Here is a 13,331-nt window from a genome sequence, read left to right as displayed (position 1 = left end):
GTTGGTCAGGAGGCGGGTGCGCCGCCGAGCCGGCGCAGCGACCGGTCGCCCAGCACCACCACGAGCAGCAGGCCGGCGACCACGATCAGGAAGACGGCCAGCCCGTGCAGGCCGGCGGTGTCCGCGCCGTGCCGGAAGAACACGCCCGTCGCCGCGGCCGAGACCATCGCGCCCAGGTAGGAGAACGTCCGCAGCAGGCCGGCCGAGGCACCCATCCGCTCCGGGTCGGCCTGGAAGTAGACCGCGTTCTGGTTGGCCAGGCTGTTCAGGCCCTGCGGCAGGCCGCAGATGACCGAGATGAGCACCGGGATCCAGAGTGGGCTCCCCGCGGTGAGCAGCAGCATCAGCGCGCAGGCGACGACCTGGCTGACCGCGCCGACCAGCAGCTTGCCGCGGAACTCGGCGCGCCGGCCGGTGATGGTGGCGACCCCGATCGAGACCAGCGACATCGGCAGCAGGATCAGGCCGGCGTTCCGGGCGCTCAGGCCGCGGCCCGCCTCGAGCCACTGCGTGAAGCCGTAGAGGTACGCGTAGGCGACGGTCTGCGCGAACAGGGAGCGGAGGTACGTGGCGATCAGCGGTGCGTTGCCGGCGAACACCCGTACGTCCAGAAAGGGGTCGGGGTAGCGCAGTTCGCGGCGGACGAAGCCGGCCCCGAGCACGGCGGTGACCACCGGCAGCCACAGGTGGCCCGGCGACGGGCTCATCAGGAACAGCATCAGGCTGGTCAGGGCCCCGGCGAACAGGCCGATGCCCAGGTGGTCGAGCCGGTGCTCGAACTCGGCCAGGTCGTCGGCCCGGGGCAGCAGGATCGCCCCGAGCACCAGGCAGACCAGGGCGAGCGGGATGTTCACCGCGAACAGCGCCCGCCAGCCGGCCGCGCCGATCAGCAGGCCGCCGACGGTCGGGCCGATCACCACGATGGTCTGCGCCGAGACCGACAGCGCGGTGAGCAGGCCGCCCGGCTTCTCGATGCCGGAGCGGCGGATCAGGTACATCGCCGCCGGGTAGCCGGCGCAGGTGCCGAAGCCGAGCAGCACCCGCGCCAGGATCAGGAACCCGAGCGAGGGGGCCAGTGTGCCGATCACCCCGGCCACCCCGACCAGGGCGGCGCCGGCCAGGTAGAGCCGGCGGGCACCGTACCGGTCGATCAGCCGCCCGACGACCGGCTGGCCGGTGGCGGTGGCCAGGTAGAGCGCCGAGACCAGCCACGCCGTGCGGGCCGGCACGGCGTGGAAGGTGACCCCGATCGGCACCAGCGCAACGGCCAGCATCGACGAGTTGACCGGGTTCAGGATGGCGCCGAGGACCAGCGGGACGATCGGCGGGCGGTCGAGGACCTTGGTGGGTACGCCGGCGGTCACTGCCCCAGCAGCCAGCGGTGCGGCGCGGCGAGCTTCCGGGCCTTCGCCGGCCCCCACGAGCCGGGCTCATAGGTGATCGGCCGGGGCGGCGACTCCAGCAGCGGCGTGACCGCCTTCCAGGCCGCCGACAAGCCGTCCGGGCGGGTGAAGAGCGCGCGGTCCCCTTCCAGCACGTCGTGGATCAAGCGGGCGTACGCCGGCAGCGGATCCGCCTCCGGGAGTTGCGCCAGCGGCAGCCCCACCGAGGCGCGCTCCAGGTTCTCCGCGATGCCGGGCTTCTTCGCGAGCAGCGCCAGGTCCACCTCGCCGTCCCCGGCCAGCGAGAACGAGAGCACGTTGGCCTGCGGCGGCAGCCTCTTGAAGGGCGCCGACGGCGTCCGCAGGACGAGGCTGACCTGCTGCTCGCTGGCGGCCAGCCGCTTGCCCGTACGCAGCAGGAAGGGCACACCCCGCCAGCGCGGCGAGTCGATCCAGAGCTTGGCCGCCACGAACGTGTCGGTGCGCGAGCCCTTGGCCACGCCCTTGATGTCCCGGTAGCCGGCGAACTGGCCGAGCACCACCTCGGCCGGGTCGATCGGGCGGAACCGGCGGATCACCGTCTCCCGCGCCGCCTGCAGGTCGGCCGCCCCGAGCGACGGCGGCGGCTCCATCGCCACCTCGGCCGCCACCTGGAAGAGGTGGGTGACCAGCATGTCGAGCACCGCGCCGGTGGCGTCGTAGAACACCGCGCGGTTCGCCACGTCGAGCGTCTCCGGCACGTCGATCTGCACGCTCTCCACGTGCTCCCGGCTCCAGATCGCGGCGAGCGCCTGGTTGGCGAAGCGCATCGCGTGCAGCTGCTGGGTCGCCTCCTTGCCCAGGAAGTGGTCGATCCGGTAGACCTGCGACTCGTCCAGCACCGCGTGCACCTGCCGGTTGAGCGTCCGGAAGCCGGCCGGCGAGAGGCCGAACGGCTTCTCGTAGACCACCCGGGCGCCCTTGGCCAGCCCGTGCACGCCGAGCGCCTTGGTGATCTCCGGGAACGCCACCGGTGGGATCGCCAGGTAGTGCACCAGTTGCGCGTCCCGGCCGACCGCCGTGCGCGCCTCCTCGATCACGTCGAGCAGGCTGCCGGGCGAGTCGGAGTCGAACCCGCCGCCGGCGAACCGCAGCCGCTTCGCGAAGTCGTCCCACCCCGCCGATGGCGAGCCGACGACCTTCCGTACGTGCGCCCGGAAGTTTTCATGCGAGACGTCGCCGCGGCCGTTACCGACCAGGATCCAGTCCTTGGGGAGCAGGCCCTCGCCCGCGAGGGTCCAGAACGCCGGCAGCACCATCCTGGCGGCCAGATCGCCGGTGGCGCCGAAGAGCACGAACACGGTCATGCCCGCCAGTTTCCCTCGCCGGGAGCGGCTCACACCGGGTGTGACCGGAACGTCCCGCGATACGCCTGCGGGGTGGTGCTCAGCCGCTGGGTGAAGTGGTGCCGCAGGGTGGCCGCGCTGCCGAAGCCGGCCCGCTCGGCGATCGTGTCCACCCCGAGGTCGGAATCCTCCAGCAGGCGGCGGGCGAGCAGCAGCCGCTGGTTGGTGAGCCAGTCGTGCGGGGTCGCGCCGGTCTCGTTCCGGAACTTGCGGGCGAACGTGCGCGGCGCCATGTGCGCCAGCTCGGCCATGGTCTCGACGCTGTGCGCGTGGTCCAGGGTCGCGATGACGTGGGTCAGCACCGGCTGCAGCGTCTCGCACTGCACCGGCTGCAGCGGGGTCTCGATGAACTGCGCCTGGCCCCCGTCCCGATGCGGCGGCACCACCATCCGCCGGGCGAGCATCGTGGCGACCGCGGTGCCGTGCTCCTGGCGTACGAGATGAAGCCCGGCATCCACGCTCGCCGCCGTGCCCGCGCTGGTCAGGATCTTCCCGTCCTGCACGTAGAGCACATCCGGATCAACCTTGGCGTCCGGATAGCGCCGGGACAGGTCGCCGGTGTGCCGCCAGTGCGTGGTGCAGCGGCGCCCGTCGAGCAGGCCGGCCTCGCCCAGCGCGAACGCGCCGGTGCAGACGCTCATCACCCAGGCGCCCCGCTCGTGCGCCCGGCGCAGCGCGCCGATCACGGCCGGCTCCACCGCATAGCCGGTGTGGTAATACGGCGCGACGGCGACCAGGTCGGCCGCCTCGACCCGGGACAGGTCGTCCTTGACCGTGATGTCGAAGCCGGCGTGGGTGGGCACCGGGCCGCCGTCGACCGAGCAGACGGCGAAGTCGTAGCCGGGCAGGCCCTCCGGCGTGCGGTCGTATCCGAACAGCTCACAGAGCACGCCCAGCTCGAAGACGGCCACCTCGGGAAGGGCGATCACGGCCACGTTGCGCAGCATGTGACGCAGCCTACTGCGGGTTGGCAGGATTTTGAAGGTGTATGGCATCTCTGCCACTGTCGACCATGGGCGATGGCGAGAAGACTCTGCGTCATGGCTATCGGATATCTGGTCTTCTTCCTGCTCATCACCCTCGCATCGATCGCCGGCAAGGTCGCCGACACGCTCGACAGCGCCGACTGGAAACCCACCGATGGCGGGTTCCGGCACACCACCTAGTCATCGATCCGACCACCGATTCAGGCGGCCGCGTGCCGGCGGGACTCGACCCGGCCCACGGCCGCCCGCAACAGCGGCGCGCGGCGCGGATTCGCCCGGGCGTTCGGCGAGTCCGGCCCGTGCCGCCGCAGCATGTCGGCCAGCCGCTCGTCGAACTCCAGCACCAGCCCGTTCGGCCCGACGGTCTGATCGGCGTAGGTCAACGCGTCGGCGACGGCGGAGTCCTCCCGCGGGAACTCCGCCAGCCGCCCGGCCAGCCCCCGCACCTCCGCGACGCACACCGCCTCGGAGTGATGGGCGACCAGGCACGCGACCCGGTCCGGCCAGCCCAGCGCACGCAGGTGCAACGCCCCGTCCAGCGGGTGGAAGCCGGTCTCCCGCACCCGGTCGGCGTACCCGATGTCGTGCAGCCAGGCCGCCGCCACCAGCGCCGCGGCGTCCGCCTCCCCCGGCAGCGCGACCTCGTCGGCCCGCGCGGCCACGCCGGCCGTGTGCCGCCACCGCTCCGGCAGCCCGGCAAGCAACGTCTGCGCCAGCCGCCGCGCGTCCCGCACCAGCGACGGCCCGTGCACGTGCCGCAGCCGTCCCCGCGACACCCCCGCCGCGACCAGTTCGTCGGCCAGCCTGGTCGAGCAGTGATCGACGAACACCAGCACCTGCTGATCGTCACCGAGCAGGCAGGCCGCGGCCAGCACGCCCAGGTTCAGCGGATCGAGTTCCTCGACATCGGCCAGGTCCAGGACCAGCCGCGCCGGCCGGGTATGCCGGATGACCTCCACCAGCGCGTGCCGCAACTCTCCGGTGACGTCGGCGTTGACGTGCCCGTGCGGCCGGATGACGACACTGCCATCCGGCCGGGAAGTGACATCGACCCGCTCGGCGGCCATCGGTTCACCTTCCGTTACCCGAAACTTTCCGAGTCGTAAAGGCTAGGGGTCGTTGTGCGGCCGGTCGAGACCCACCCGCAAAAGTTCACCTTCAACCCCAAAATCACTTGGACGTACGCCGGACGACCCGACAACCGCACGGACCGTGAACCCCGCCTCCGGCGGCTGGCGCACGCGAGCCAGGCGTTGGTCACGCCCGCGAGGCGACCGCCGGGCCGAGATCGGTGGTCGCGCTCAGCGGGGCTGGTCAGACGCCGGCCATCGCCAGGGTGCGGGTGGTCACCGAGTCGCGCCAGCGGGACGCCTCCGCCGCGATGGCGGTCGTGGCCGGGTCGCGGCGCACCTGCAGGACCGTGCGGCTCGTGGGCGCGCTTGGCCCTGGTCGACGGCGCCCGGGCCGTCCTGTTCGGCAATGACCGGGAGCACAGCTCCACCGCCGCGGCCGACCCGCCGCTCGACCTGCTGACCGGCGCCCCCGACGGGCTGCCGTGGCACGACCTGCCGACCCCCGCCGAACGCGATGAGGTACGCGAGCTAACGGCGCAGCATCTCGATCGCCTTGGCGACCCGGCGGGCGCGGGTCTCCGGCGCCTTCGCCGAGTTGATCGCCTCGACGTGCTCGCGCTGGTGGGTGTACGCCAGCTTCTGCCATTTCGCCAGCAACGCCGGCTCTTCCGCCAGCGCGGCCGTCAGGTCCGCCGGCGTCTCCACCACCCGCGAGGCGGTGTCCAGCTCGACGTCCAGGTCGTACACCTGACCGCCCTCGACCCCGGCCGCCGCCCGGCGCTCGGCGCTGACCCCCAGCCAGTACGAGCCGCCCATCCTGGCGATCGACGAGCGGAAGGTGAAGCCGTTCAGGGTGACCGCGACCTTGGGCCGGCCGCCGCCGCCCAGCTCGGTCACCGCCTCGTCGGGGATCTGGAAGCCGGTGGCGTTGCCGCCGCTGCGCTGCAGTTCCAGGGTGAGCCTCATGCCTCGTCCTCCGTGACGTCGAGGCCGTCCCGGTCGGCCCACTCGAGCAGTGTCTCCAGCGAGAACGCCTCGTCGTCGATCGTGGCGTGCAGGTCGCCGAGCTTGGCGAACCGGTCGGGCACCGTCTTGATGGTGAAGTCGCGCGGGTCGACCTCCGGGATCTCGGACCAGTCGATCGGGGTGGAGACGGTCGCCGCCGGCACGCCGCGCACCGAGTAGGCGCTGGCGATCGTGTGGTCGCGGGCGTTCTGGTTGTAGTCGACGAACAGCTTCGCCGGGTCGCGGTCCTTGCGCCACCAGGTCGTGGTCACGTCGTCCGGCGCGCGCCGCTCGACCTCGCGGGCGAAGGCCAGCGCCGCCCGCCGTACCTCGCCGAACGGCCAGTCCGGCCGGATCCGCACGTAGATGTGCAGGCCATGGCCGCCGGAGGTCTTCGGGTATCCGGTGATGCCCAGCGAGGAGAGGACCTCGTGCGCCACCCCGGCGACCCGCCGCACCCGGTCGAACGGGCAGTCCGGCATCGGGTCGAGGTCGATCCGCCATTCGTCGGGTTGCTCGGTGTTCGCCCGCCGGGAGTTCCAGGGGTGGAACTCGACGGTCGACATCTGCACCGCCCAGATCACGTCGGCGAGCTTGGTGACGCACAGCTCGTCGGCGTGCCGGTTGTACCGCGGGAACTTCACCCGGACCGTCTCCAGCCAGGGCGGCGCGCCGTTCGGCACCCGTTTCTGGTGCACCTTCTCGCCGGCCAGGCCGTCCGGGAAGCGGTGCAGCATGCACGGCCGCTCGCGCAGCGCCCGGACGATGCCGTCGCCCACCGCGAGGTAGTAGTTGACCAGGTCGAGCTTGGTCAGGCCGAGGTCGGGGAAGTAGACCCGCGCCGGGTTGGAGACGCGGACCTGGTAATCGCCGACCTCGACCTCGGTCGCCGGAGAAGCCGCCATGGGCTCAACTTAACCCAGCCAGGCGTCCTGGAGATCGACCAACAGGGTGTCCCGGGAGTCCAGCAGATCGAACAGCGGCCCGGTCCGGGGCAGCTCGTGGGTGATGAAGTAGCGGGCGGCGAGCCGCTTCCCCTCGTAGAAGTCGCCCGATTTGTCGGAAATAACGGAAATTTGCGATAGCCATAGCCAGGCGATCACCAAATGGCCGGCGGCATCGAGGTAAGCGGTCGCGTTCGCGAGCGCGACCGTCGGATCGCCGCCGGCCCAGAGCTTCGCCGTGGTGCGCGCCAGGCGGTCGGCCGCGGCCAGCACCGGCTCGCCGAGATCCGGAGGCGCGGCCGCGGCCGTCGCACGGATCTTCCCGAGGAGCAGCGCCAGGCCCGCGCCGTCGCGCATGACGACCTTGCGGCCGAGCAGGTCGAGCGCCTGGATGCCGTCGGTGCCCTCGTGGATCGAGTTGAGCCGGTTGTCCCGGTAGAACTGCTCGACCGGGTACTCCCGGGTGTAGCCGTACCCGCCGTGGATCTGGATCGCATGGTCGTCGGCCAGCCGGCACCACTGCGACGGCCACGCCTTCACGATCGGCGTGAGCACGTCGAGCAGCAGATCGTTCTCCGCCGACGGCTCGTCCAGCAGCTTCGAGGCGAAGAGCACCAGGGCAAGACCGCCTTCCACGTACGTCTTGGAAGCCAGCAGCATCCGCCGTACGTCGGGATGGTCGATGATCGGCACCGGCGGCGCCAGCGGGTCCTTGGCGGCGACCGGCCCGCCCTGCAGGCGCTCGCGGGCGTAGGCGAGAGCGTGCAGGTACCCGGTGTAGCCCAGGGCGACCGCGCTCGCGCCCACCCCGATCCGCGCCTCGTTCATCATCATGAACATGTAGGCGAGGCCCTTGCCCTCCTCGCCGACCAGGTAGCCGGTCGCCTCCTCGAAGGAGAGCACGGCGTTGGTGGTGCCGCGGTAGCCCATCTTGTGGTTGAGCCCGGCCAGCGCCACGCCGTTCCGCTCGCCGACCGTGCCGTCCGGCCCGACCAAGTGCTTGGGCACGATGAACAGCGACAGGCCCTTGACTCCGGCGGGCGCGCCGGCCACCCGGGCGAGCACCAGGTGCACGATCGTCTCGCTCAGCTCGTGATCGCCGCCGGAGATCCACATCTTGCCGCCGGTCACCCGATAAGTGCCGTCGCCGGCCGGCGTCGCCCGGGTCAGCACGTCGCTCAGCGACGATCCGGCCTGCGGCTCGGAGAGGCACATCGTGCCGGTGAACCGGCCGGCCAGCATCGGCTTCACGTACGTCTCGATCTGCTCGGGCGTCCCGTGCGTGGCCAGCAGGTGGGCGTTCGCCATGGTCAGCATCGGGTACGACGAGGTGCCCACGTTCGCCGCCTGGATCCACATGAAGCAGGCCCGCGTCACCACTGTCGGCAGCTGCATGCCGCCGAGCTCCTCGTCCATCGGCGCGGCGATCAGCCCGGCCTCGTTGAACGCCTTCATCGCGGCGGCCACCTCGGGGATGATGTGCACCCGCTCGCCGTCGAAGCTCGGCTCCTCGACGTCGCTGCGGCGGTTGTGCGGGGCGAAGTCCCGCTCGGCGATTCGCGCGGAGAGGTCGAGGAACGCGTCGAAGGTCTCCCGCGAGTGCTCGGCGAACCGCTCGCGCGCGGTCAGCGCCTCGACGTCGAGCCACTCGTACAGAAGAAATTCGAGGTCACGCCGGGAGAAGATCCGGGACACGCGGTCACCGCCGTTCGCGAGTTCGGTACAGGGACCTCCAGTGTGCCCGGCTCACGGCTCCGCGCGGTGCCGCCCGGCCCGGACCGTGGACCGGGACTTCTTGATCGTGTACATGGCGTGGTCGGCGGCGCGCAGGGCCTCGTCCGGGTCGCAGGAGAGCGGCGCCAGGTGCACGCCCACGCTGGCGCCGATGCGTACCTCGTTCCCGTCGATCAGGAACGGGGACTCGGCCGCGGCCCGGATACGGGCGGCCATCGCCTCGGTGTCGGCCGGGTCGTGGATGCCCGGCATGAGCACCACGAATTCGTCGCCGCCGACCCGGGACAGCACGTCGTTCTCCCGTACGCAGGAACTCAGCCGATGAGCCACCTGGCGCAACAGTTCGTCGCCGGCCTCGTGGCCGTGGGCGTCGTTGACCGGCTTGAACCCGTCCAGGTCGACGAAGAGCACCGCCACGGCGTCGTCGCGCAGCGACGCGTCCAGCGCGTCCTGCATCCGGCGCCGGTTGGGCAGCCCGGTGAGCGCGTCGTGCGACGCCTCGTGGGCCAGTTGCTCCTGGAAGGCGCGGGTGTCCGAGACGTCCCGGGCGTTGATCACCACGCCGTTCAGCGCCGGGTTGTGCATCTGGTTGGAGGCGGTGAACTCGAACCAGCGGTACTCGCCGTGCGCCGGGCGGACCCGGCACTGCAGCCGCACCACCGCGTCCCGCTCGCCCATCAGGTTCGAGAAGTGGTGCAGCATGTACGGCCGGTCGTCCGGGTGCACGATCTCGAAGACGGTGGTGCCGGTCAGCCGGCCGGCCTCGAAGCCGAGAACGGACGCCGCGCTCGGGCTCGAGTACGCGATCCGCCCCTGCTCGTCGAGCACCGTCACCAGGTCCGGAGCGTGCTGGAAGAGGGCCTGGAAGCGGGCGTCGTTGCGGCGGCGCTGCAGCACCGTGCGGTAGCCGAGGGCGAAGATCGCGGTGATGCCGATCAGGATGATCGCCAGCAGCGTCATGTTCAGCGTCTGGCTCTTCGCGTGCACCGCGCCGTCGAACGACGACTTGGTCTGCAGCCGCACGTACGCCCAGCCGCCGGGCAGCTGGCCGACCACCATCGCGATCATCGGGGTGCCGCCGCTGTCGTACTCGACGAACGAGCCGCTGCGCGGGGTCGTGGCGATCGCCGCGCGGATCGCCGGATCGACCTTCCTGCCGAGGTTGGCCGCGTTGTCGGTGGCGCCGATCGTGCCGGTCGAGTCGACGATGCTGGTGGAGTGGGTGGTGTCGCGGAGCGTCGTCAGATACTTCTGCAGGGCGGTGGTGGCCACCGCGTTCAGGCCGATCAGCAGGCCGGCCGGGGCGCCGTCCCGCTCGATCGGCACGGCCACGGCCTGCAGGGCGACGCCGTTCACGGTCATCACCGAGGAGAAGCCGGGCTGCCCGGCGGCGAGCTGGGTGCGCAGCGGCGTCCAGCCGGCGTCGGTGCTCGGCGGGATGCCGTCGGTGCGGCTGCTGCTCAGCACGTTGCCGCCGAGGTCGGTGATCAGCGCCCCGTACGCGAAGGTCGAGCTCTTGGCCACGAGCGTGGTGAGCACCTGCCGATCGGCGGCGCTGCCGCGGCTCACCTGCAACGCATGGTCGACCGGGACGTCGGCGAGCTCGGCGGCCGAGATCAGCTGAAGCTGGCGGGTAAGCGAGCCGTTGTTGACGGCGAGCGCCTGCGAGTCGGCCCGGTGCACGGCGTCGGCCGCGCGCAGCGCCGAGCGGTTCACCAGGATGCCGATGGTGCCCGCGGCCGCCAGCAACAGCACGCTGACCACCACGGCTAGCCAGTTGCGCAGCCGCATGACGCCCCCTTCCTCCGCTTGTCATCGGCACCGCGGCGGAAAGCTGAATGAAAAAGCCGGCCCTAGGGGTGATCCCCCGTCTTCCCCGGTCAAGCCGCCAGATGTCCCGCTATGAGCGATTTATATGCGTGCGGTGCGCGCCGGTGTGGCACAAGATGGAGGAGGGACGCCGGACCGTAGTTGTGGCGTCGCGGGGATCGACGATCGGCTGGGGGACCGCCTATGCGCAGGCTGGTGGTGTCGGCGCTACCGGACACATCCGCGCCGCGACGCGGTTTCCTTCCCGCGCCGCGGCGCAGTCCCGAGAATCCGGAAAACCAGGCCCCGGTCGCCAGGGCCGCGCCGCCACGCCGCCGGGTGATGCGCTGCGGTCTGAGCGTGACCGGTTTCGGCCTGTCGGCAGTGTTCTACTGCCTCTCCTTCACCCCCTCGCTGCTCCCCCGGCCGTGGCTGCTGCAGGGCGTGGTCGCCGGGCTGACCGCCGCGATGGGGTACGCGGCCGGCACCGCGATCGGCGCGATCGTGCGCCTCAGGTGGTGGCCGAGCCGCCGGGTCGAGATGATCGCCTGGCGGCTGCTGTTCGCCCTGGTTCCGCTCCTGATCCTGGTCTTCCTCTGGCTGGGCACCCGGTGGCAGCGTGATCTGCGCGTACGACTGGGAATGGAACCGCAGCAGGAGTACGACGCGATGCGCACCGTCGGGGTCAGCCTGCTCACCTTCGGCCTGCTGCTGCTCACCGCGCGGCTGCTGCGGCTCGGCGCGCACGGCATCGCCCGCCTGCTGATCCGCGTGGTCCCCGAGTCGGCGGCGTACTGCGCCGGCTTCCTGGTGATCACCCTGCTCAGCTACGGCGCGTTCGACGGCATCCTGGTCGACAACCTGTACACCACCGCCGACCGGTCCGCCGCGATCACCGACAGCGGCACCGGTCGCGGAGTGGTGCGGCCGGCGTCCTCGCTGCGCTCCGGCGGCCCGGGCTCGCTGGTCAGCTGGGACTCGCTCGGCCGGCAGGGCCGCAACTTCGTCACCAAGGCGCCCAGCCAGGCGCAGATCACGGCGTTCACCGGCAGGCCGGCGACCGAACCGATCCGCCTGTACGCCGGGCTCCAGTCGAACGGCGACGTGCGGCAACGGGCCGCCACGGTGGTCCGCGAGATGGACCGCACCGGCGCGTTCGACCGGGCGGTGATCGCCGTCCTCACCCCGACCGGCACCGGCTGGGTGGACAACGACGTGCCCAGCTCCCTCGAGTACATGTACGGCGGCGACACCGCGCTGGTTTCGATGCAGTATTCGTACCTGCCCAGCGCGCTCTCCTTCCTGTTCGGCCGCTCGCAGGTGGTCGACGCCGCGTCGGCGCTGATCACGGCGGTGCGCGACCGCTGGGCCGCGATGCCGCCGGACCACCGGCCCAAGCTGCTGATCTTCGGGGAGAGCCTCGGCACGTACGGGACGGAGAAGACCTTCGGCTCGGCGGAGAAGATGGTGGCCGGCGCCGACGGCATCCTCCTCGAGGGCCCGACCTTCGCGAACCCGATCCACCAACAGCTCACCGAGGACCGCGCGCCCGGCAGCCCGGTCTGGGACCCGTCGTATCCGGAGCTCCCGATCGAGTTCGCCTCCCGGGCGGCCGAGTTGCGTGAGCTGACCGGCCCGCGGCCCAAGGTCGTCTACATGCAGAACTCGTCCGACCCGGTGGTCTGGGCCGGGGTGGGCCTGCTCTGGCACCGGCCGGACTGGCTGCGCGGCCGGCGCGGGCCGGATGTCACCCCGGCGATGCACTGGTACCCCGGGATCACGTTCTGGCAGACCACGGTCGACCTGATGTTCGCGAACAAGGCGCCGGTCGGGCACGGGCACACCTACAAGTCCGGGACGGTCGACGGCTGGGCGGCCGTGGCCGCGCCGCCGGGCTGGACCACCGCCGACACCGTACGGCTGCGTGCCCTGCTCGATCGATAGGCGTAGTTTCCGGGAATGATGTTGCACCGAAAGTTGTCGATCGTGATCGCCGGGGTGGCCGTGCTCGCCGCCACCGCCGGCTTCACCGGGCACGGACCGCACTGGCAGCTCTCCGAGACCGGCGCGCCCACCGTGCGGTTCCGCGGGCTCGCCCCGGTCAGCGGCGAGGTCGCCTGGGTGGCCGGCACCGCCGGGACCGTCCTGCGCACCGTCGACGGCGGCCGCAGCTGGTCCTCGGTCGGCCCGCCCGACGCCGCCGCGCTGCAGTTCCGCGACATCGAGGCGGTCGACGCCCGCACCGCGGTGGCGCTCACCATCGGGAACGGCACCGACTCCCGCATCTACCGGACCTCGGACGGCGGTCGCAGCTGGACGACGGCGTTCACCAACCAGGACCCGAACGCGTTCTACGACTGCATGACCTTCCTCGACCGGCGGCACGGCCTGGCGCTCTCCGACCCGGTCGACGGCAAGTTCCGCATCCTGGCCACCAGCGACGGCGGCCGGAGCTGGGCGGTGCGGCCCACCGCCGGGATGCCGGCCGCGCTCGACGGCGAGTTCGCCTTCGCGGCCAGCGGGACCTGCCTGGTGTCCTCGGGCGGCCAGGCGTTCTTCGCCTCCGGCGGCGGCTCCTCGTCCCGGGTCTTCTCCTCCGCGGACGGCGGTTACCACTGGTCGGTGACCTCGACGCCGATCCCGAGCGGGCCGAGCGCGGGAATCTACAGCCTGGCCTACCGCGACCCGGCGCACGGCCTGGCCGTGGGCGGCGACTACGCGACGCCCGCCGCGGCCCCGTCCGGCGCGGCCTACCTGCGCGGGCACACCTGGACGGTTGCCCGCACGGTTCCCGGGGAATACCGCTCGGGTGCGGCGTGGATCGGCCGCGGCCCGCTGGCCCTCGCCGTCGGCCCGACCGGTAGCGATCTGAGCGTCGACGGCGGTAGAAACTGGAAGAGCTTCGACACGGGCAGTTTCGACGCGGTGCTCTGCGCCGGCGACGGGTCCTGCTGGGCCTCCGGCGAGCAGGGCCGCGTCGCACGACTGTCCTGGCACTGACCATTACGGGAGG

General features: G+C 71.8%; 11 protein-coding genes. 3 read left to right on the top strand and 8 right to left on the bottom strand.

The genetic code is table 11. The features are described from left to right. Positions 1-5 precede the first annotated feature (5 nt). From IH26_RS0100960 to IH26_RS0100950, 3 genes are read right to left on the bottom strand one after another with little or no spacing between them, the layout of a single operon-like run. A complete protein-coding gene (locus IH26_RS0100960) occupies positions 6-1,364 on the bottom strand; it encodes an MFS transporter (protein ID WP_030434151.1) in 1,359 nt (452 codons plus the stop codon). Continuing rightward, a complete protein-coding gene (locus tag IH26_RS0100955) occupies positions 1,361-2,728 on the bottom strand; it encodes a glucose-6-phosphate dehydrogenase (protein WP_030434150.1) in 1,368 nt (455 codons plus the stop codon). The genes IH26_RS0100960 and IH26_RS0100955 overlap by 4 nt, the downstream gene beginning before the upstream one ends. 29 nt (positions 2,729-2,757) lie before the next feature. After that, positions 2,758-3,714, bottom strand: a complete 957-nt coding sequence (locus tag IH26_RS0100950; RefSeq protein ID WP_030434149.1) for a GlxA family transcriptional regulator — start codon at positions 3,712-3,714, stop codon at positions 2,758-2,760. Positions 3,715-3,807: 93 nt separating this feature from the next. Here IH26_RS0100950 and IH26_RS63760 point away from each other — a divergent pair, with 93 nt between their 5' ends. Continuing rightward, positions 3,808-3,933, top strand: a complete 126-nt coding sequence (locus IH26_RS63760; RefSeq protein WP_281179671.1) for a hypothetical protein — start codon at positions 3,808-3,810, stop codon at positions 3,931-3,933. Positions 3,934-3,953: 20 nt separating this feature from the next. Here IH26_RS63760 and IH26_RS62570 read toward each other — a convergent pair whose 3' ends face one another. The 5 genes from IH26_RS62570 to IH26_RS0100915 form a co-directional block, all read right to left on the bottom strand. Further along, positions 3,954-4,820: an STAS domain-containing protein gene (locus tag IH26_RS62570; protein ID WP_245664858.1), complete on the bottom strand. Its 867-nt coding sequence runs from the start codon at positions 4,818-4,820 to the stop codon at positions 3,954-3,956. A gap of 534 nt (positions 4,821-5,354) precedes the next feature. Continuing rightward, positions 5,355-5,792 (bottom strand): YdeI/OmpD-associated family protein, encoded by a 438-nt coding sequence (locus IH26_RS0100930; RefSeq protein WP_030434147.1) that lies wholly within the window; start codon positions 5,790-5,792, stop codon positions 5,355-5,357. Then, positions 5,789-6,736, bottom strand: coding sequence for a non-homologous end-joining DNA ligase (gene ligD / locus IH26_RS0100925; RefSeq protein WP_030434146.1), 948 nt, complete (start codon positions 6,734-6,736; stop codon positions 5,789-5,791). Before ligD ends, IH26_RS0100930 begins: the two co-directional genes overlap by 4 nt. Before the next feature lie 9 nt (positions 6,737-6,745). Next, a complete protein-coding gene (locus IH26_RS0100920; RefSeq protein ID WP_030434145.1) occupies positions 6,746-8,470 on the bottom strand; it encodes an acyl-CoA dehydrogenase in 1,725 nt (574 codons plus the stop codon). 51 nt (positions 8,471-8,521) lie between these two features. Beyond that, positions 8,522-10,300, bottom strand: a complete 1,779-nt coding sequence (locus tag IH26_RS0100915) for a sensor domain-containing diguanylate cyclase (RefSeq protein WP_030434144.1) — start codon at positions 10,298-10,300, stop codon at positions 8,522-8,524. A gap of 378 nt (positions 10,301-10,678) precedes the next feature. On the opposite strand from IH26_RS0100915, the gene IH26_RS0100910 reads away from it, so the two are divergent. Then, entirely contained in the window at positions 10,679-12,262 is a 1,584-nt protein-coding gene (locus IH26_RS0100910; RefSeq protein ID WP_245664857.1) for an alpha/beta hydrolase, read from the top strand. A 15-nt stretch (positions 12,263-12,277) separates the two neighbouring features. Further along, on the top strand, positions 12,278-13,318 hold the full coding sequence (locus IH26_RS0100905; RefSeq protein ID WP_030434142.1) for a YCF48-related protein: 1,041 nt from the start codon (positions 12,278-12,280) through the stop codon (positions 13,316-13,318). The last annotated feature ends 13 nt before the right edge of the window (positions 13,319-13,331 follow it).

Origin of the sequence: Actinoplanes subtropicus, assembly GCF_000721705.1 — a bacterium.
In the GTDB taxonomy this organism is placed as follows: Bacteria; Actinomycetota; Actinomycetes; order Mycobacteriales; family Micromonosporaceae; genus Actinoplanes; species Actinoplanes subtropicus.
This window is presented reverse-complemented; position numbering and strand designations above follow the sequence as displayed.